The organism is Streptomyces silvisoli, from assembly GCF_029269905.1.
GTDB lineage: Bacteria > Actinomycetota > Actinomycetes > Streptomycetales > Streptomycetaceae > Streptantibioticus_A > Streptantibioticus_A silvisoli_A.
The window spans coordinates 343,234-362,686 of the sequence record NZ_JARJBC010000003.1 but is presented as its reverse complement, the minus strand read 5'-3'; the positions used below and the strand labels follow the sequence as shown (position 1 = coordinate 362,686).

At 69.6% G+C, this 19,453-nt stretch carries 14 protein-coding genes; 8 read left to right on the top strand and 6 right to left on the bottom strand.

Going from position 1 to position 19,453, the window contains the following annotated elements:
- The first annotated feature begins 3 nt into the window (after positions 1 to 3).
- Positions 4 to 855, top strand: coding sequence for an amidohydrolase family protein (locus P3G67_RS07260; RefSeq protein ID WP_276092696.1), 852 nt, complete (start codon positions 4 to 6; stop codon positions 853 to 855).
- 9 nt (positions 856 to 864) lie between these two features.
- Here P3G67_RS07260 and P3G67_RS07255 read toward each other — a convergent pair whose 3' ends face one another.
- The 6 genes from P3G67_RS07255 to P3G67_RS07230 form a co-directional block, all read right to left on the bottom strand.
- Positions 865 to 1,536 (bottom strand): FadR/GntR family transcriptional regulator, encoded by a 672-nt coding sequence (locus tag P3G67_RS07255; protein ID WP_276092695.1) that lies wholly within the window; start codon positions 1,534 to 1,536, stop codon positions 865 to 867.
- Positions 1,537 to 1,576: 40 nt separating this feature from the next.
- Positions 1,577 to 2,584 carry a PLP-dependent cysteine synthase family protein gene (locus P3G67_RS07250; protein ID WP_313879702.1) on the bottom strand — a complete coding sequence of 336 codons (1,008 nt, stop codon included), beginning with the start codon at positions 2,582 to 2,584 and terminating at the stop codon, positions 1,577 to 1,579.
- A 107-nt stretch (positions 2,585 to 2,691) separates the two neighbouring features.
- A complete protein-coding gene (locus tag P3G67_RS07245) occupies positions 2,692 to 4,299 on the bottom strand; it encodes a glycerol-3-phosphate dehydrogenase/oxidase (protein ID WP_276092694.1) in 1,608 nt (535 codons plus the stop codon).
- Positions 4,300 to 4,304: 5 nt separating this feature from the next.
- A complete protein-coding gene (glpK, locus tag P3G67_RS07240) occupies positions 4,305 to 5,828 on the bottom strand; it encodes a glycerol kinase GlpK (protein ID WP_269855044.1) in 1,524 nt (507 codons plus the stop codon).
- Between the two features lie 72 nt (positions 5,829 to 5,900).
- The gene (locus P3G67_RS07235; protein ID WP_276092693.1) at positions 5,901 to 6,692 is read right to left on the bottom strand and encodes an MIP/aquaporin family protein; all 792 of its coding nucleotides are present in this window, start codon (positions 6,690 to 6,692) and stop codon (positions 5,901 to 5,903) included.
- Between the two features lie 188 nt (positions 6,693 to 6,880).
- Positions 6,881 to 7,645: an IclR family transcriptional regulator gene (locus P3G67_RS07230; protein WP_269855042.1), complete on the bottom strand. Its 765-nt coding sequence runs from the start codon at positions 7,643 to 7,645 to the stop codon at positions 6,881 to 6,883.
- A 271-nt stretch (positions 7,646 to 7,916) separates the two neighbouring features.
- Here P3G67_RS07230 and metH point away from each other — a divergent pair, with 271 nt between their 5' ends.
- The 7 genes from metH to P3G67_RS07195 all read left to right on the top strand — a co-directional run bounded on the left by metH (position 7,917) and on the right by P3G67_RS07195 (position 19,387).
- Positions 7,917 to 11,420: a methionine synthase gene (metH, locus tag P3G67_RS07225; RefSeq protein WP_276092692.1), complete on the top strand. Its 3,504-nt coding sequence runs from the start codon at positions 7,917 to 7,919 to the stop codon at positions 11,418 to 11,420.
- 413 nt (positions 11,421 to 11,833) lie between these two features.
- Positions 11,834 to 12,535: an HAD family hydrolase gene (locus tag P3G67_RS07220; protein WP_276092691.1), complete on the top strand. Its 702-nt coding sequence runs from the start codon at positions 11,834 to 11,836 to the stop codon at positions 12,533 to 12,535.
- Between the two features lie 388 nt (positions 12,536 to 12,923).
- Positions 12,924 to 14,471: an ABC transporter substrate-binding protein gene (locus tag P3G67_RS07215; RefSeq protein WP_276092690.1), complete on the top strand. Its 1,548-nt coding sequence runs from the start codon at positions 12,924 to 12,926 to the stop codon at positions 14,469 to 14,471.
- 75 nt (positions 14,472 to 14,546) lie between these two features.
- A complete protein-coding gene (locus tag P3G67_RS07210) occupies positions 14,547 to 15,578 on the top strand; it encodes an ABC transporter permease (RefSeq protein WP_276092689.1) in 1,032 nt (343 codons plus the stop codon).
- On the top strand, positions 15,578 to 16,954 hold the full coding sequence (locus P3G67_RS07205; protein WP_276092688.1) for an ABC transporter permease: 1,377 nt from the start codon (positions 15,578 to 15,580) through the stop codon (positions 16,952 to 16,954). The genes P3G67_RS07210 and P3G67_RS07205 overlap by 1 nt, the downstream gene beginning before the upstream one ends.
- Entirely contained in the window at positions 16,951 to 18,045 is a 1,095-nt protein-coding gene (locus P3G67_RS07200; protein WP_276092687.1) for an ABC transporter ATP-binding protein, read from the top strand. The genes P3G67_RS07205 and P3G67_RS07200 overlap by 4 nt, the downstream gene beginning before the upstream one ends.
- The gene (locus P3G67_RS07195) at positions 18,029 to 19,387 is read left to right on the top strand and encodes an oligopeptide/dipeptide ABC transporter ATP-binding protein (RefSeq protein ID WP_269855035.1); all 1,359 of its coding nucleotides are present in this window, start codon (positions 18,029 to 18,031) and stop codon (positions 19,385 to 19,387) included. Before P3G67_RS07200 ends, P3G67_RS07195 begins: the two co-directional genes overlap by 17 nt.
- The last annotated feature ends 66 nt before the right edge of the window (positions 19,388 to 19,453 follow it).

Below are 19,453 nucleotides of genomic sequence, written 5' to 3'. Positions count from 1 at the left end.
CCGATGCGCGTCGACGCACACCACCACCTGTGGGACCTGTCCCGGCGTGAGCAGCCCTGGATGGACGGGCCGTGGGCCGACCCGATCCGCCGCAGCTACCATCTCCACCACCTGGCACCGGAGTTGGACGCCCACGACATCCAGGCCACCGTTGTGGTGCAGGCCTGCTCCTCCTCGGCGGAGACGGAGGAACTGCTGGCGCTGGCGGGGGAGTCGGACCGGATCGCCGCGGTCGTGGGCTGGGCCGACCTCACCGACTCCCGACTCGGCGACCGACTCGCCCGGTTGTCCGCCGCAACCGGTGGCGACCGGTTGGCCGGGATCCGGCACCAGGTGCAGGACGAGCCCGATCCGCGCTGGCTGTGCCGCGCCGACGTACGGCACGGCCTGGCAGGGGTCGCGGAGGCGGGCCTGGTCTACGACCTGCTGGTCACCCCGCGCGAACTGCCCGCCGCCGTCAACACCGTACGGGAGCTTCCGGAGTTGGTCTTCGTCCTCGACCACGCGGCCAAACCACCCGTGGCGCGCGGCGAGTGGCAGCCGTGGGCCGGTCTGATCACCGAGCTGGCCGCCGCGCCGAACGTCGTCTGCAAGCTGTCCGGCCTGGTCACCGAGGCCGACTGGCGGTCCTGGACGCCGGAGCGGATCCTTCCGTACGCCCGGCACGTCCTGGACGCCTTCGGCCCCGGGCGGGTGATGTACGGCTCCGACTGGCCGGTGTGCACCTTGGCCGCCGGCTACGGCCAGGTGCTCGCGCTCGCCGAGCGGTGCGTCGCCGATCTGGGCCCCACAGAGCGGGCGGCGGTGCTCGGCGGTACCGCGGCCCGGGTCTACGGCCTCAACCGTCCGGACTGACGCCCGCGGTCACAGCGTCGCGCGCAGCCACTGCTCCACGCTCGCGATGTGCACCGTCGCCCAGGAACGTGCCGCCTCCGCGTCCCGGGCGCGCAGTGCGCCGAGGATCGCGCGGTGCTCGCGCAGGGTGCGCTCCACGGCGTCCTCCTGGGTCAGACCGCGCCACACCCGGGCCCGGGTGGTCGGTCCGGACAGGCCGTCCAGCAGCGAGCACAGCACCGAGTTGCCCGATGACTGCACGATGCCGCGGTGGAACTCCAGATCGCAGGCGACCAACTGCTCCACCGAGGGCCGCGCCCCCAGCGCGTCCAACTGCTCCTCAAGGGCGTCGAGTCGGGCCGCGCTGATCCGCGGGGTCGCCAGGGCGGTCGCGGCGGGCTCCAGGATCCGGCGCACCGCGAGGAACTCCAGTACCGTGTCGTCGCGGTGGAAGTCCACCACGAAACTCAGCGCCTCCAACAGCAGTTGGGGGTCGAGGCTGGTCACATAGGTGCCGTCGCCCTGCCGGACGTCCAGGATCCGGATCAGTGACAGGGCGCGCACCGCCTCGCGCAGCGAGTTGCGGGACAGTCCCAGCTCCGCCGCGAGTTCGCTCTCCTTCGGCAGCCGGTCGCCGGGTCGCAGTGCGCCGGAGACGATCATTTCCTTGATCTTCTCGATCGCCTCGTCGGTGACCGCCATCAGCGACCTCCTCGTCCCAGACCTCCGATGTATCGGCTTATTATGCCCCGCCCACGGTGGCGGTAGCCGGGGTGTCACCGATCTGCTCCCGCAGCCACTCGTCGTCGTACACCTTGCTCAGGTAGTTGCGGCCGGAGTCAGGCAGCACCACGACCACCAGGTCCTCGGAGCCGAGCCCGGCGGCGACCCGGAGCGCGGCGGCCACCGCGGTACCGGCCGAACCGCCCACCAACAGCCCCTCCTCGCGGGCCAGTCGGCGAGCGGTCAGCAGCGACTCACGGTCGCCGATCCGCTCGAACCGGTCCACCACATCGGTGTCGAACGACTCCGGCCAGGAGTCGTCAACCGTCTCCGGGTGACGGAACAGGCCGATGCTCTCCACCGCGTACGCGGTGCCGGGCCCGCCGGAGTAGACGGAGGCCTCCGGGTCGGCGCCGATCACCCGTACCCGCCCGCCGCTGACCTCCTTGAGGTAGCCGCCGGTGCCGCTGATCGTGCCGCCGGTGCCCACGCCCGCCACCAGGTGCGTGATCCGCCCGTCGGTCTGCCGCCACAGCTCCGGGCCGGTACTGCCGCGGTGCGCGCGGGGATTGGCGGGGTTGTTGTACTGGTCGGCCAGCCATGCGCCGGGAGTCGTGCGCGCGATCCGCTCCGCCGCCGACCTCGGGTGGTCGGGGTGCTCACGGGGCACGTCGCCGGGGCAGACCACCACCTCGGCACCGTAGGCGCGCAGCACCGCCACCTTCTCGGCGCTGCTCTTCTCCGGCAGGGTGAACACACAGCGGTAGCCGCGCTGCGCCGCCACCATGGCCAGCCCCACCCCGGTGTTGCCCGAGGTGGCCTCCACGATGGTGCCGCCCGGCCGCAGCTGTCCGGCGTCCTCCGCGGCCCGCACCATGGCCAGCGCGATGCGGTCCTTGACGCTGCCGCCCGGGTTGACGTACTCCAACTTCGCGTAGACGGGGGCGGCGAGGCCCGAGGCGATCCGGTTCAGCCGTACCAGCGGGGTGTTGCCGACCACGTCGACAAGTGATTCGTAGACGTCCATCGCAGCAGTCTGCCGGACTGTGTCACTTCCGGGGGTGCCCCCCGGACCTCCAGCCGGAACAAGCGAGGGCCCGGGAGCAAGCTCCCGGGCCCTCGCGGTGAAACGCGTCAGCCGCGCTTCGCCAGCAGCTCCTCCACCTTGGCCCGCACCTCGTCGGTGTCCAGGCCGCGGATGGTCAAGGTGGTGCGGCGACGGAGCACGTCGTCCACCGTCTCAGCCCACTCGTTGTCGCGGGCGTACACCACCTGCGCCCAGATCTCCGGGCCGTCCGGGTGGATCCGCTCGGCCAACGACGGGTCCTCGTTGGCCAGTCGGGCGATGTCGAACGACAACGCGCCGTAGTGCGTGGCGAGGTGGCGTGCCGTCAGCGGGTCCAGGCGGGTGCCGGGCTCCCGGTCGACCAGCAGTCGGTGCGCCACCGCGTTCGGGTTGGCCACACCCGGCAGCGGCACCCGGCGCACCAGGTCGCCCACCGGCTGCATGTCCTCGGTGAGCGGGCTGCCCGGCAGCTTGGCGAGCTTGTCCATCACCGTGCGGCCGATGTGCCGGTAGGTGGTCCACTTGCCGCCCGCGACGGACAGCATGCCGCCCTTGCCCTCGGTGACCACCGTCTCGCGCTTGGCCTGCGACACGTCCCCAGGACCACCGGGCAGCACCCGCAGGCCCGCGAAGGCGTAGGTCATCAGCGAGCGGTCCAGGTCGGCGTCGCGGATGGAGAACGCGGCCTCGTCCAGGATCTGGTGGATGTCGGACTCGGTGGCCCTCACCTCCGCCGGGTCACCCTCGTACGCCTCGTCGGTGGTGCCCAGCAGCAGCTGGTCCTCCCACGGGAGAGCGAAGGTGATGCGGTACTTGTCGATCGGGGTGGCCATCGCCGCCCGCCACGGCGAGTTGCGCTTCAACACGATGTGCGCGCCCTTGGACAGCCGGATGGACGGGGCGGCGCCCTTGTCCTCCATGGCCCGCAGGTGGTCCACCCAGGGGCCGGTGGCGTTGAGCACCACCCGGGCGTTGACGCCGAACTCGGTGCCGTCCAGCCGGTCCTTCAGCTCGGCGCCGGACACCCTGCCCTGGGCGAAGCGCAGACCGGTCACCTCGGCGTGGTTGAGCACCACGGCGCCGGACTCCGCTGCCGCGCGGACCGTCATGACGGCCACCCGCGAGTCGTTCATCTGGTGGTCGTAGTAGACCGCCACGGCCTTGAGGTTGTCGGTGCGCAGCGCCGGGTTGGCGGCCTGCGCCTTGGCCGGCGATATGACCTTGCCGACGCCGTCGCCGAAGGCGGACAGCGCCGAGTAGGCGAACACACCCGCGCCCAGCTTCGCCGCGCCGACCGGTCCGCCCTTGTAGACCGGCAGGTAGAAGGTGAGCGGGTTGACCAGGTGCGGGGCCACGTCCTTGGCCAGCACCCGGCGCTCGTGGTGGTTCTCCGCGACCAGCTTGACCGCGCCGGTCTGCAGGTAGCGCAGACCGCCGTGGACCAGCTTGGAGGACGCGGAGGAGGTGGCGCCGGCGAAGTCGCCGGCGTCCACCATGGCGACCCGCAGCCCGGCCTGGGCCGCGTGCCAGGCCACTGAGGTGCCGAGGATCCCGCCGCCGATGACCAGTAGGTCGTACGTGGCGTGGCTTAGCAGGTCCCGGGTCTCGCTGCGGCTGGGGTTGCGGCCGTTGGCCGGATGCGTCCCGAGGGTGGGGACGCTCTGCAGGGTGCTCATGTGTCTCAGTGCTCCTCTTCGATCCAGCCCATGGTCCGCTCGACGGCCTTGAGCCAGCTCTTGTACTCGCGGTCACGGGTGGCCGCGTCCATACGGGGGGTCCATTCGGCCGCGCGGCGCCAGTTGGCGCGCAGCTCATCGGTGTCCCGCCAGAAGCCGACCGCCAGCCCGGCCGCGTAGGCGGCGCCGAGGCAGGTGGTCTCGGCGACCATCGGGCGGACGACGGGGGCGTCCAGCACGTCGGCGATGGTCTGCATCAGCAGGTTGTTGGAGGTCATACCGCCGTCGACCTTGAGGGCGGTCAGCTCGACGCCGGAGTCCTTGTTCATCGCGTCGACGATCTCGCGGGTCTGCCAGGCGGTGGCCTCCAGCACCGCGCGGGCGATGTGCGCCTTGGTGACGTAGCGGGTCAGGCCCGCGATGACACCGCGTGCGTCGGAGCGCCAGTACGGCGCGAACAGTCCGGAGAAGGCGGGGACGAAGTACGCGCCGCCGTTGTCCTCCACCGAGCTGGCCAGCGTCTCGATCTCCGCGGCGCTCTTGATCAGGCCCATCTGGTCGCGCATCCACTGCACCAGGGAGCCGGTGACCGCGATGGAACCCTCCAGCGCGTAGACCGGCGCCTGGTCGCCGATGCGGTAACCGACCGTCGTCAGCAGGCCGTTGTACGAGTTGACCGGGGTCTCACCGGTGTTGAGCAGCAGGAAGGTGCCGGTGCCGTAGGTGGACTTGGCCTCACCCTTGGAGAAGCAGGTCTGGCCGAACAGCGCGGCCTGCTGGTCGCCGAGCGCGGAGGCGACCGGGACGCCTTCCAGAGCGCCCTTGGCGTGGCCGTAGACCTCGGCGGAGGAGCGGATCTGCGGCAGCACGGCGGCCGGGATCTCCATGGAGGTCAGGATCCGCTGGTCCCAGTCCAGGGTCTGGAGGTTCATCAGCAGGGTGCGGGACGCGTTGGTGACGTCGGTGACATGCACACCGCCGTTGGGGCCACCGGTGAGGTTCCAGATCACCCAGCTGTCCATGGTGCCGAAGAGGATCTCGCCCGCCTCCGCGCGCTCCCGCAGGCCCTCGACGTTGTCGAGCACCCAGCGGATCTTCGGGCCGGCGAAGTAGCTCGCCAGCGGAAGACCGGTCTCCCGGCGGAACCGGTCCTGGCCGACGTTGCGGCCGAGTTCCTTGCACAGGGCGTCGGTTCGGGTGTCCTGCCAGACCAGGGCGTTGTGCACCGGCTCACCGGTGTTCTTGTCCCACAGCACGGTGGTCTCGCGCTGGTTGGTGATACCAAGCGCCTTGACGTCTTCCTTGGTGATCCCGGCCTTGGACAGCGCGCCCGCCACGACCTCCTGGACGTTGGTCCAGATCTCGGCGGCGTCGTGCTCGACCCAGCCCGGCTTGGGGAAGATCTGCTCGTGCTCCTTCTGGTCGACGGAGACGATCCGGCCGTCCCGGTCGAAGACGATGCAGCGGCTGGAGGTGGTGCCCTGGTCGATCGCGGCGATGAACGGCCCGGCGGTGTGGTTGTCGGTCACGTGGGTGCTCCTGGGGTCTGAGGTCTCGGCGGCGGTGCGCGGCTGGTTCATACGAATGGCTTAGCGGACGGCCTACGCGAAAGCGAGGTGGTAGATGCCGCCGGCGAGGACGGCGCCGATGATCGGTCCGGCCACCGGGATCCACGCGTAGCCCCAGTCCGAGCCGCCCTTGTTGGGGAGCGGCAGCAGGCTGTGGACGATGCGCGGGCCGAGGTCGCGTACCGGGTTGATCGCGTAGCCGGTGGGGCCGCCGAGCGACAGGCCGATGCCGACGACGAGGAGCGAGGTGAGCAGGATGCCCAGGCCGTTGAGGGCCAGTCCGTTGGTCATGCCCTGGGTGAGGATGAACAGCACCAGCACAGTGGTGGCGATGATCTCGGTGAGCAGGTTCTGCACCGGGTTGCGGATCTCCGGGCCGGTGGAGAAGACGCCGAGCACCGGGCCGCCGGGGTTGCGGGCGCCGTCCCTGGTGACCGGGCCGGCCGGGTCGACGTCGTGTCCGGCGATCACCTCGGGGTCGGTGAGGTGGGCGGTGAACTGGCCGAGGTAGGTCACCCAGACCAGGAACGCGCCGATCATCGCGCCGAGCAGCTGGCCGCCGAGGTACACCGGCACCTTGCTCCAGTCGCCGGTCTTGATGGCTATGCCTATCGTGACGGCCGGGTTGAGCTGTCCGCCGGAGTAGCCGTTGGCTATGTAGGCGCCCGCCAGTACGGCGAAGCCCCAGCCGAAGGTGATCGCGAGCCAGCCCGCGTCCTTGGCTTTCGACTTCTTGAGCGTGACGGCGGCGCAGACGCCACCGCCAAGCAGGATGAGAACGGCGGTGCCAATGGTCTCGCCGATGAAGATGTGGCCGCTGGACATCGCGACTCCTTTGTCTTCGTCCAAAGTGGCGGACCGGGTCCCGTCCGGTGTTCGACATTGTCGACCGCCGAACGGCAGTTTTATCCTCCGTAGGAAACGCGTCAAGGGTTCGTAACCTAGGAGTGACCCAGGACTCCAAAAGCGCCGAAGGTCCGGTTGGTCCTTCGTGCCGGGAAAGCGGTCAGATCCTAAAAGCGTCCGCCTCCCAGATCGCGCGACACGGCGCGCGCGCAGTCCCGGACCGCCGCCACCAGACGGGCCCTTATCTCCCCGTCCTCGCACACCCGCTCCACCGCGCCGGTGATGCCCACCGCGCCCACCGGCATCCGCCGCCGGTCGTGCACCGGGGCCGCCACGGACGCCACGCCGTCCCACGTCTCCTCCAGGTCGGCGGCCCACCCCCGGGCCCGGGTGAGGTCCAGCACCCCCTCCAACTCGTCGGCCGCCGTCACCGTGCGGGGCGTGAAGCGCTCCCGCTCCAGCTCCAGGGCCTCCCGGTGGGCGACCGGGTCGAACGCGGTCAGCACCTTGCCCAGCGCCGTGCTGTGCAGCGGGTGCATGGCGCCGACCTCCAGCACCTGGCGGCTGTCGTCCGGGCGGAAGACGTGGTGCACGATCAGCACGCCCTGCTGGTGCAGCACGCCGAGGTAGACGCTCTCCCCGCTGGCCCGCGCCAGGTCGTCGGTCCACACCAGCGCCCTGGCCCGGAGTTCGTGCACGTCCAGATAGCTGTTGCCGAGCCGCAGCAGCTCCGCGCCCAGCTGGTACTTGCCCGACGCGTCGTCCTGCTCGACGAACCCCTCCTGCTGGAGGGTGCGCAGGATGCCGTGCGTGGTGCCCTTGGCCAGGCCAAGGGCGGAGGCCACATCGGTCAGGCCCAGTCGGCGCTCGCCTCCCGCGAGCAGGCGCAGGACCGCAGCCGCGCGCTCAACCGACTGGATGCTTCCTGCCATCGGGCAACCTCCGTCTGCGTTCTGCCGGGCGTCAGCACAGGGTCGGCAATGCTGAACACCATTGGGCGATGCCGACCACCCATCGTAGTAGCCCGAATCCCTCGGCGGTGCGGTGCGGTGGCCGATCCACGGGCGAGGTGGCTTGATTGAGTCGGTCCACCCCTTGAAACGCCTGGCGAAACCCAAGCCGACGACGGTTACCCTGGCCGGGTGCGTGCCCCTGTACAGGGCACGCAAAGCCGACAGCCGTCGCATCCCAGGGAGCATGTCCATGGCCTCGCCGTCCCAGCAGACCGCCCAGCAGTCCCGAGCCGACGCCCTGCGCAGGGCGCTCGCCACCCGTGTCGTGGTGGCCGACGGCGCGATGGGGACCATGCTCCAGGCCCAGGACCCGTCACTGGACGACTTCGAGGGCCTCGAAGGGTGCAACGAGGTACTCAACGTCACTCGCCCGGACATCGTCCGCTCGGTGCACGAGGCGTACTTCTCCGCGGGCGTCGACTGCGTCGAGACCAACACCTTCGGCGCCAACCTCGCCGCGCTCGGCGAGTACGACATCGCCCACCGCATCCACGAACTGTCCGAGGCCGGTGCCCGGTTGGCCCGCGAGGTCGCCGACGGCTTCGCCACCCCCGACCGCCCACGCTGGGTGCTCGGCTCCGTCGGACCCGGCACCAAGCTGCCGACCCTGGGACACGCCCCGTACACCGCGCTGCGCGACGCCTACCAGACCGAGGTCGAGGGACTGATCGCGGGCGGGGCGGACGCCATCCTGGTGGAGACCACCCAGGACCTGCTGCAGACCAAGGCGTCGATCATCGGCGCCCGCCGGGCACTGCGCGCCGCGGCCGTCGACCTGCCGCTGCTGTGCCAGGTCACCGTGGAGACCACCGGCACCATGCTGCTCGGCTCCGAGATCGGCGCCGCGCTCACCGCCCTGGAGCCGCTGGGCATCGACATGATCGGGCTCAACTGCGCCACCGGGCCCGCCGAGATGAGCGAGCACCTGCGCTATCTGTCGCGGTATGCCCGGGTGGGTGTCTCCGCGATGCCCAACGCGGGCCTTCCGGTGCTCGGCAAGGACGGTGCGCACTACCCGCTGACGCCCGAGGAACTCGCCGACGCCCAGGAGGTGTTCGTCCGCGAGTACGGCCTGTCGCTGGTCGGCGGCTGCTGCGGCACCACACCCGAGCACCTGCGCCAGCTCGTGGAGCGGGTTCGCGGCCAGGAGATCACCGGGCGCCGCCCGCGTCCCGAGCCGGGCGCCGCCTCCCTCTACCAGAGCGTGCCGTTCCGGCAGGACACCTCGTACCTGGCGATCGGCGAGCGCACCAACGCCAACGGCTCCAAGAAGTTCCGCGAGGCCATGCTGGACGCCCGCTGGGACGACTGTGTGGAGATGGCGCGCGAGCAGATCCGCGAGGGTGCGCACCTGTTGGACCTGTGCGTCGACTACGTGGGCCGGGACGGCGTCGCCGACATGAGGGAGATCGCGGGCCGCCTGGCGACCGCCTCCACCCTGCCGATCGTCCTCGACTCCACCGAACCGGCCGTCATCCAGGCCGGGTTGGAGCTGCTCGGCGGGCGCGCGGTGATCAACTCCGTCAACTACGAGGACGGCGACGGGCCCGAGTCCCGGTTCCAGAAGGTCACCAAGCTGGCGGTGGAGCACGGCGCCGCGCTGATCGCCCTCACCATCGACGAGCAGGGCCAGGCCCGTACCGCCGAGCACAAGGTGGCGGTCGCCGAGCGGCTGATCGCCGATCTGACCGGCAACTGGGGGGTGCGCGAGTGCGACATCATCGTGGACTGCCTGACCTTCACCATCGCCACCGGCCAGGAGGAGTCCCGCAAGGACGCGGTGGCGACCATCGAGGCGATCCGCGAACTCAAGCGGCGCCACCCCGAGGTCCAGACCACGCTGGGACTGTCGAACGTCTCCTTCGGCCTCAACCCGCCCGCCCGGATGGTGCTCAACTCGGTCTTCCTCAACGAGTGCGTCGAAGCCGGGCTCGACTCGGCCATCGTGCACGCCGCCAAGATCCTGCCGGTCGCGCGGATCCCCGAGGAGCAGCGAGAGGTCGCCCTCGACCTGGTCTACGACCGGCGGCGTGAGGGGTACGACCCGCTGCAGCGGTTCCTGGAGCTGTTCGAGGGCGTCGACACCAAGTCGGTCAAGGCGGGCCGCGCCGAGGAACTGGCGGCGCTGCCGCTGGAGGAGCGGCTGCAGCGGCGCATCATCGACGGCGAGCGCAACGGCCTTGAGGCCGATCTGGACGAGGCGCTGGGGGCACGTCCCGCGCTGGAGATCGTCAACGAGACGCTGCTGGCAGGCATGAAGGTGGTCGGCGAACTCTTCGGCTCGGGCCAGATGCAGCTGCCCTTCGTGCTCCAGTCCGCCGAGGTGATGAAGGCGGCGGTCGCGTACCTCGAACCGCACATGGAGAAGACCGACGACGAGGGCAAGGGCACCATCGTGCTCGCCACGGTGCGCGGCGATGTGCACGACATCGGCAAGAACCTGGTCGACATCATCCTGTCCAACAACGGCTACACCGTGGTCAACCTCGGTATCAAGCAGCCGGTTTCGGCGATCCTGGAGGCGGCCGAGGAGCACCGGGCGGATGTCATCGGCATGTCGGGACTGCTGGTGAAGTCCACGGTGATCATGAAGGAGAACCTCCAGGAGCTCAACCAGCGCGGCCTGGCGGCCAGTTACCCGGTCATCCTCGGCGGCGCCGCGCTCACCCGGGCCTACGTGGAACAGGACCTGCACGAGATCTACGAGGGCGAAGTCCGGTACGCCCGCGACGCGTTCGAAGGACTACGGCTGATGGACGCGCTGATCGCGGTCAAGCGCGGGGTGCCCGGGGCGACGCTGCCGGAGCTGAAGCCGCGCCGGGTTGCGCAGCGGACCGTCGAGATCGACGAGCCCGAGGCCAACTACGGTCAGATCCGCTCCGACGTGGCCACCGACAACCCGGTGCCCACCCCGCCGTTCTGGGGCAGCCGCGTGGTCAAGGGCATCGCGCTCAAGGACTACGCGTCGTGGCTGGACGAGGGCGCGCTGTTCAAGGGCCAGTGGGGCCTCAAGCAGTCCCGGGCCGGTGGCCCCAGCTACGAGGAGCTGGTGGAGACCGAGGGCCGTCCGCGGCTGCGCGGCCTGCTGGACCGGTTGCAGACCGACGGGCTGCTGGAGGCCGCGGTCACCTACGGATACTTCCCTTGCGTCTCCAAGGGCGACGACCTGATCATCCTGCACGAGGACGGCAGCGAGCGGACGCGGTTCACCTTCCCGCGGCAGCGCCGGGGCCGCAGGCTGTGCCTGGCGGACTTCTTCCGGTCGCGGGAGTCCGGGGAGACGGACGTCGTGGGCCTGCAGGTGGTGACCGTCGGCAGCAGGGTCTCCGACGCGGCCAACGAACTGTTCGCCACCGACTCCTACCGTGACTACCTGGAGCTGCACGGGCTGTCCGTGCAGCTCGCGGAGGCGCTCGCCGAGTACTGGCACGCCCGGGTGCGGGCGGAGCTGGGGTTCGCCGGGGAGGACCCGGCCGACGTGGAGGACATGTTCGCCCTGAAGTACCGCGGGGCGCGCTTCTCCCTGGGCTACGGGGCCTGCCCCGACCTGGAGGACCGGGCGAAGATCGCGGAACTCCTCGAACCGGAACGGATCGGCGTGCGGCTCTCGGAGGAGTTCCAGCTCCATCCGGAACAGTCCACGGACGCGATCGTGATCCATCATCCGGAGGCCAAGTACTTCAACGCGCGCTGAGCGCGCGGGGGGAGGGGGCCGGGGGCGCGGCCCCCGGCCCCACGCGTCCCTGCCCCCGGGATCATCTGGCGGGCCGCCCCCGGTCCCCGGGCCTTCCGCGGTGCCCTGCCCCGGGGCTGCGGCGGGTGTGGCACTGCCGGACCGCGCCGTGGGGGTGCTCGCTGTCGCGGCGGGGACCGGCCGACGTCCCGGCGCCGGGTGGCGCAATGTCCTGCCGCCGTGGCGCTGAGTGACCACGACGGCGGGGACGGCGGGGTGAACCGGCCGGGGCCCCGGCTCCTCACCTGGGGTTTTACGGATCGCCATCGGCGAGATGCGCGCTTGATCCGCGAGCGTCGTAGAATGGACGGTCCGGTGGAGGCCGGTCGCGAAGGCGACCGGCCTCTTGTTCCCCGTACGGAGGTGCGACCCGGATGACCAGCAGCATCCCCGCCGTCACGACGGCCCGCGCCGAGGGCTCCGCCCTCCAGGCGGTGCTCCTCGACATGGACGGCACCCTGGTGGACACCGAGGGATTCTGGTGGAAGGCGGAGTCCGAGGTCTTCGCCGAACTCGGGCACATCCTGGAGGAGGAGCACCGCCAGATCGTCATCGGCGGCCCGATGACCCGCAGCGTCAATCATCTGATCGACGTGACCGGAGTCCAGCTGACGCTCTCCGAACTGTCCGTACTGATCAACAAGCGGTTCGCCGAACTCATAAGCCACGGCGTGCCGTTGATGCCCGGTGCCCGGCGGCTGCTGACCGAACTAGCCGCCCACGAGGTGCCCACCGCGCTGGTCTCCGCCTCGCACCGGCACATCATCGACACCGTGCTGCGTTCCCTGGGCCCGGAGAACTTCGCCCTGTCGGTCGCCGGTGACGAGGTCGAACACACCAAGCCGCACCCCGATCCGTACCTGCTGGCCGCCGCCGGGCTGGGTGCGGACCCCGCCCGATGCGTGGTCGTGGAGGACACCGCCACCGGTGTCGCCTCCGGTGAGGCGGCGGGCTGCCGAGTGGTCGCCGTACCGTCGCTGGTGCCGATCGCGCCGGGCCCCGGCCGCACCATCGTGGGGTCGCTCGAAGAGGTGGACCTCGCTTTTCTGCGCTCTCTGGTCACGGCCGCGCACTGACCGTGCAACTTCCGCGCGCCTGGTAATTCGGCGGGGCGCGCGGCGGAAACTGTGGGCGGTCGGCCGACTGTTTTCCGTGACGAATGTGGTGGCCGAAATTCCGTGCCTGTCCGGCCCGTTGGTTCCGTGATACTTATCACATTCCCGCCCAGTCGACAGTCGGCGCGCCGTCTGATCCCGCCCTCTCGCCCGCTGCCCTTGTGTCCTGATTGGTCACACGGAGAGTAGATCGCTCCAGTGTTCGGATATCGGGACGCGGCATGCCGTTATCAGTGCGTGATATCGCCTCAACTGCACTGTGCCTTAGCGGAGTCGAGCGTTCCCACTAGGGTCCTTGCTGGTCAATGCCGAATCAACCGATCGGCGTTTGAGCAAGGGGATTCACGAGATGTCACGTACGAAGCGTGTCGTCGCTGCCACCACCGTTGCCTTCCTGGCCATCGGTGTATCCGCATGCGGAGGCGACAAGGGATCAGCGTCCGGTAGCAAAGCGATCGTGGTCGGCACCACCGAAACGGTGTCGTCCCTCGATCCCGCGGGCGCGTATGACTACGGCTCCTGGGAGGTTCTCGACAGCGTCTTCCAGAAGGTGATGCACCTCCCAACCGGCGGAAACAAGCCGGAGCCTGACGCCGCGAAGTCCTGCGGCTTCACCGACCCGAAGACCTACTCCTGCACACTCCAGGCGGGGCTTGTCTTCTCCAACGGTGACAAGCTCACCGCCAATGACGTGAAGTTCTCCTTCGACCGGATGGTCGGCATCGCCGCACCCAACGGGCCGTCAAGTCTGCTGGCCAACCTGGACCACACCGAGACCAAGGGCGACGACCAGGTCATCTTCCATCTGAAGAACCCGGACGCCACCTTCCCGATGGTCCTGGCCACCGACGCCGGACTGATCGTGGACAGCAAGGTCTACCCCAAGGACAAGCTCCTCGACGGCTCCAAGGTGGTCGGATCCGGCCCGTACACGCTGGCGAAGTACTCCGCCAAGCAGTCGGCCGAGTTCGTGGCGAACAAGGACTACAAGGGTCCGGACAAGCTGCAGAACCAGCAGTTCGTCATCCAGTACTTCTCCGACTCCTCGCCGCTGAAGCAGGCCATCCAGGCCGGCGACGTCGACGTCGCGTTCCGCACCTTCTCGCCCACCGACGTCAAGTCGATGCAGGGCGCCAGCGGCGTCCAGGTCGTGCAGGGCTCCGGCACGGAGAAGCGCTACATCGTCTTCGACGCCAAGGTGAAGCCTGCGGACCAAAAGCCCGTTCGGCAGGCGATCGCCCAGCTCATCGACCGCGAGGAGATCGCCAAGAGCGCGTACAACGGCACCGTGGAGCCGCTGTACTCGATGGTGGGCAACGGCCTCCAGGGCCAGATCCCGGCCTTCAAGGACAAGTACGGCGCGCCCGACAAGGACAAGGCCGCCAAGCTGCTGAAGGACGCCGGCATCAGCACCCCGGTCACGATCCAGTACTTCTACACCCCGAGCCACTACGGTCCCGCCTCCGCCGACGAGGCCACGACCATCAAGCGGCAGCTCGAAGCCAGCGGCCTGTTCAAGGTGAACGTCCAGACCACCGAGTGGACGCAGTACCAGAAGGACGAGAAGGCCGACAACTACGCCTCGTACATGATGGGTTGGTACCCGGACTTCCCCGACCCCGATGACGACCTGGCGCCGTTCCTGACCAAGCAGCCGTTCCTGGGCACCGGTTACCAGAACTCCCAGATCCAGGACGACCTGGCCAAGGAAGAGAGCTCGACCGACCCGAACGCCCGCAACCAGGCCCTCGCTGACATCCAGAAGACCGAGGCGGAGGACGCGCCGATCATTCCGGTCTGGCAGGGCAAGCAGACCGCGATCGTCCGCACCGGCGTCAAGGGGACCGACAAGGCCCTCGACCCGTCGATGTTCCGCTTCTACGAACTCAGCAAGTAGCGGCATGTGACGTCGGCCGACCCATGGCGACAGCCACGGGTCGGCCCCGTCGCCCGGTGAAGAAAGACGTCCCCTATGAGCAAGCAGTCCGGGTCGCTGCGCCGCTACATCCTCACCAGGATCGCGCTCGCGGTACCCATGGTCTTCATCCTGCTGGTTCTGGTCTTCGTCATGATGCGGGTCGCGCCAGGCGACCCCATCGCGGCGTCCCAGGGCGGCAAGCTGTCCGCGGCCGAACTCGCCATCCGCAGGCACGCGGCGGGCTTCGACAAGCCGTTGTACGAGCAGTTCTGGGAGTACCTGAAGTCGGTCGCCACCCTGAACTTCGGCACCACCTTCTCCGACAACCTCAGCGTCCGCGACGTCATCATCCAGCGCGGCGGAGCGACCCTCTCGCTCAGCTTCGGCGCCCTGCTCGTCGCCACCGTCATCGGGGTCCCGGTCGGGCTGGTGGCCGGCCGGTTCCGCGACCGCGGCATCGACGTCACCGGGCGGCTGTTCGCCATCATCACGTACGCCGCCCCCGCGTTCGTGCTGGGTCTGCTGGCCCAACTCGCCTTCGGGCCCAACGGGCTGAACCTGCTGCCGACCTCGGGGCAGTCCTCGCTGCTGGTCGGCCTGAACGTACCGACCACCACCCACATCCTGATCCTGGACGCGGCGATCGCCGGTGACTGGGGCGCGGTCGGCGACATCGCCCAGCACCTCGTACTGCCGTCGGTCACGCTCGGCCTGATCATCGTGGGTGTCTTCATCCGCATGATCCGGGTGAACGTGATCCAGACGCTCCAGGGCGACTACGTGGAGGCGGCCCGCGCCCGCGGCATCAAGGAGACCTCGGTGGTCACCCGGCACGCCTTCCGCAACGCTCTGGTGCCCGTGGTCACCGTGCTCGGCCTCCAGGTCGCGATGCTGCTCGGCGGTTCCGTGCTGACCGAGAAGACCTTCAACTGGCCCGGCATCGGACAGGCGTTGATCACGTACATCAACGCGCGGGACTACGCGGCGGTGCAGGGCATCGTCACCGTCTTCGCCCTGGTGGTCGTGGTGATCTCCATGCTCATCGACTTCGTGAACGCACTGATCGACCCGAGGGTGCGGTACTGATGACCCAGACAGCCCTGCTTCCGCCCACGGACGCGGACGAGGTGGCCAAGCCCACCGTCAAACCGGGCCGACTGCGCGGACTGCGCCGCACCTTCGCGCCCGTCGCCCAGGCCCACGGCATCCCCAAGTTCATGCTCTGGTCCGGGTTCGTGATCTCCGGACTGTTCGTGCTGGTGGCGCTGTTCGCGCCGCTGATCGCGCCGTACGGATTCGCCCAGTACCAGTCAGGCGGGAAGCCGTTCCCCAAGCAGGGGGCGCCGGACGGTGCCCACCTGTTCGGCACGACCGTGCAGAGCCTGGACGTGCTCTCGCGCACCATCTACGGCGCGCGCACCGCGCTTGAGGTGATGGTGCTCGCCGTCGTCTTCTCGCTCATCCTCGGTGTGCTGCTCGGCCTGTTGGCCGGTTACTTCGGCGGCTGGCTGGACCGGATCCTGGTACTGGTGATGGACGCCCTGTTCGCCTTCCCGTACCTGCTGCTGGCGATCGTCGCCGGATTCGTGTTCTCCGGCGTCGTCGGCGGCGGTGTGGTCACCGCGGCGCTCTCCATCACCGTGGTCTACATCCCGCAGTACTTCCGGGTGGTGCGCTCCTCGGCGCTCTCCGCCCGTGAGGCGCTGTACGTGGAGGCGGCGCGGGCGATGGGCGCCAAGCCGTCCGTGGTGATCCGCAAGTACCTGTTCGGCAACGTGGTGCAGTCCGTGCCGGTCATCACCACCATGAACGCCGCCGACGCCATCTCCACGCTGGCCGGGCTGGGCTTCCTCGGCCTGGGCATCCAGCCCACCGAGGCCGCCGAGTGGGGTTATGACCTGCAACGCGCCATCGACGACGTCAACGCGGGCATGTGGTGGACCGCGCTGTTCCCGGGCATCGCCATGATCCTGGCGATCCTCGGCTTCACGCTGGTCGGCGAGGGCCTCAACGACACCCTCAACTCCTCACTGCGCAAGCGTCGTATCACCAGGGTGATCCTCCCTGCCCGCACCGGAACCCGCCGCGTCGTCACGGCCGGGGCACCGGCCGCCAAGACGCAGGAGGCGGCTGTCGAGACCGAGCCCGCGGCGAAGGCGGCTACCGCCGAGGAGGCCCCGCAGGCCCAGCCCGAGCCTGCCGCGAAGCCGGAGCCGCAGGCCCAGCCCGAGCCGGACGCCGAGGCCAAGCGGGAGTCCGGGCCGACCGCCGAGGCCGAGCCGGAGCCGGAGGCCGAAGCGGACACCGAAGCCGAGCCCGGCGCGGAGGCGAAGTCCGAGGCCGAGCCGGACGCTGAGGCCAAGAGCGACGACGCCGAGGCCAAGAGCGACACCGAATCCGTGCCGGACGCCGACCCCGCGTCGGACGGCGAGTCCGCCGAGACCCCGAAGGAGGGTCGATGACCACCACAGATGCGGCCGCCCAGCCCGCGCCCGCCGCGGGCGAAGCCCGCGAACCCGTGCTGTCCGTGCGCGACATGCGCGTCTGGTACGGGACCGAGCGCGGCCCGGTCCGCGCTGTCGACGGCGTCAGCTTCGACGTACGGCCGGGAGAGACCCTCGGTCTGGTCGGCGAGTCCGGCTGCGGCAAGTCGACCCTCGGCCGAGGTGTGCTCGGACTGACGCCGCCCGGTTCCGCCGTCGACGGCGAAGTACTGCTGCGCGGTACGAACCTCGTCGAACTCACGCCCAGGGAACTGCAGAAGCGGCGTGGCCCCGAACTGGGGCTGATCTTCCAGGAGCCGATGACCCGGCTCAATCCGCTGATGAAGATCTCGGAACAGTTCGAGGAGACCCTGCGCACCCACGAAAAGAGCCTGTCCAAGCAGGAGATCCGGGAGCGCTCGCTGGAGGCGCTGCGCGGAATGGGCATTCCGCCCAGCCGTTACGAGAACTACCCGCACGAGTTCTCCGGCGGTATGCGCCAGCGCATCATGATCGCCCTGGCCCTGGTGCTGCGACCCGCTTTCGTGGTGGCCGACGAGCCGACGACCGCGCTCGACGTCCTGGTTGAAGCGCAGATCATCAAAATTCTCGCGGACCTCCGCAAGAACTTTGACACCGCCTTGGTTCTCATCACGCACAATCTAGGTATTGTCGCGGAGGCGTGCGACCGGGTCGCGGTGATGTACGCGGGGCACATCGTCGAACAGGGCGATTCCCGCGAAGTGTTCGCCAACCCGCAGCACCCCTACACCAAGGAGCTGCTCCGCTCCACCATCTCGCTGTCCACCACCGGGTTGCACTACATTCCGGGCAGTCCGCCGGACCTCGGCAACCCCCCCGAGGGTTGCCGGTTCCACCAGCGGTGCCCGGTGGCGATGCGGGGATGCGCGACCGCGGAGCCGCCCGAGGCGCAGTTGCGGTCCGGTGTGCGCAGCACCTGCTGGCACCAGGCGATCGAGGTGGACCCCTCGCTGGCCGACGAGTTGGGAACGGACGGGCGCGAGCCGCTCGCCGCGGTGAAGGAGATCAGCGTTGCCGACGAAGCCTGACACGGACGCCGCCGTAGCCCTGGACAAGCCGGCCGAGGAGTCCGCCGAGGCCGGGACGCTCGTCGAGATCGAGGACCTCGAGGTCCACTTCGGTCTGCGCGGCAGCTTCCTCAGCCGGGTGACCGGCCGCGGTGCCGGAGCGGTCAAGGCGGTCGACGGGATCAACCTCACCCTGCGCAAGGGCGAGGTGCTCGGCCTGGTCGGCGAGTCCGGCTCCGGCAAGACCACCCTGGGGCGCACCCTGCTCGGCCTCAACTCGCCGACCGCGGGCGCCATCCGGTACCGCGGCGAGGACATCGCCCAGTACAGCGAGCGTCAACTGCGGCCGCTGCGGCGCAAGCTGCAGATGGTCTTCCAGGACCCGCACGCCTCGCTCAACCCGGCCATGGACATCCGTACCGCGGTCGGCCACCCGCTGCTCATCCACAACCTCGTCCAGGACGAGGCGGAGTATGAGGCGAAGGTGGTCGATGCCCTGGACCGGGTGGGTTTGACGCCGCCCGAGCGGTATCTCACCAAGTACCCCTCGGACCTGTCCGGCGGCCAGAAGCAGCGCGCCGTGCTGGCCAGGGCGATCATCGCCGAGCCCGAACTGCTCGTCGCCGACGAGCCGATCTCGATGCTCGACATGAGCGTGCGCGCCAAGATCCTGCAACTGATGCTGGACCTCAAGCGCGACCTGGACCTCACGTACGTCTACGTCACCCACGACCTGGCGAGCGCGAAGTTCTTCTGCGACAACATCGCGATCATGTACCTGGGCCGGATCGTGGAGTACGGGCCCACCGCACAGGTCTTCGCCGACCCCAAACACCCGTACACCAAGGCGCTGTTGGCCGCGATCCCGGAACCGGACCCGAACCGGGCCGTGCCGCGCGAACTGCCGCGCGGCGAGATCCCCGACGCGGCCCGTCCGCCGCTCGGCTGCTCCTTCCACCCCCGGTGCCCGGTGGCGCTGGCGACCTGCGGCTGGGAGGCGCGTGACCTGCGCGCGCTGCTGGAGCGGCGTTGGCTGGAGATGCCCGTGGAGGAGTACGCGAAGGAGAAGGCGCTGTTCGCCGACCTCGCCGCGCTCGCCGAACCGGACGTCCCCCGGCTCACAGTCGCACCCGGGCGTGGGCACACCGAGGAAGAGGTGCTGGAATACCTCCGGAACCTTCGCGAAGAGGGTTCCGCCGCGCAGCCGCGCGAGCCGTTCTGGAGCGGCGTGGTGGCCATGCAGGCCGAGGGGGGCCACGTTGTGCTGGAGTTCGAACAGTCGCGGGATCCGCGGCTGCGGCTGCTGCCGGAGACCGGGGTGCGGGTGGCCTGCCACCTCTACGACGGCACCGGTGACGAGTAACAACAGAAGATGACGTAGAAATCCGGGGGAGCGGGTGGCGCAGGCGTAGCGCCACCCGCAGCTGTG

What these genes read in the sequence shown, in the direction of transcription:
- P3G67_RS07260 (WP_276092696.1), top strand. Translation starts at nt 4, where the DNA reads ATGCGCGTCGACGCACACCACCACCTGTGGGACCTGTCCCGGCGTGAG.
- P3G67_RS07255 (WP_276092695.1), bottom strand. Translation starts at nt 1,536, where the DNA reads ATGGCGGTCACCGACGAGGCGATCGAGAAGATCAAGGAAATGATCGTC.
- P3G67_RS07250 (WP_313879702.1), bottom strand. Translation starts at nt 2,584, where the DNA reads ATGGACGTCTACGAATCACTTGTCGACGTGGTCGGCAACACCCCGCTG.
- P3G67_RS07245 (WP_276092694.1), bottom strand. Translation starts at nt 4,299, where the DNA reads ATGAGCACCCTGCAGAGCGTCCCCACCCTCGGGACGCATCCGGCCAAC.
- P3G67_RS07235 (WP_276092693.1), bottom strand. Translation starts at nt 6,692, where the DNA reads ATGTCCAGCGGCCACATCTTCATCGGCGAGACCATTGGCACCGCCGTT.
- P3G67_RS07230 (WP_269855042.1), bottom strand. Translation starts at nt 7,645, where the DNA reads ATGGCAGGAAGCATCCAGTCGGTTGAGCGCGCGGCTGCGGTCCTGCGC.
- metH (WP_276092692.1), top strand. Translation starts at nt 7,917, where the DNA reads ATGGCCTCGCCGTCCCAGCAGACCGCCCAGCAGTCCCGAGCCGACGCC.
- P3G67_RS07220 (WP_276092691.1), top strand. Translation starts at nt 11,834, where the DNA reads ATGACCAGCAGCATCCCCGCCGTCACGACGGCCCGCGCCGAGGGCTCC.
- P3G67_RS07215 (WP_276092690.1), top strand. Translation starts at nt 12,924, where the DNA reads ATGTCACGTACGAAGCGTGTCGTCGCTGCCACCACCGTTGCCTTCCTG.
- P3G67_RS07210 (WP_276092689.1), top strand. Translation starts at nt 14,547, where the DNA reads ATGAGCAAGCAGTCCGGGTCGCTGCGCCGCTACATCCTCACCAGGATC.
- P3G67_RS07205 (WP_276092688.1), top strand. Translation starts at nt 15,578, where the DNA reads ATGACCCAGACAGCCCTGCTTCCGCCCACGGACGCGGACGAGGTGGCC.
- P3G67_RS07200 (WP_276092687.1), top strand. Translation starts at nt 16,951, where the DNA reads ATGACCACCACAGATGCGGCCGCCCAGCCCGCGCCCGCCGCGGGCGAA.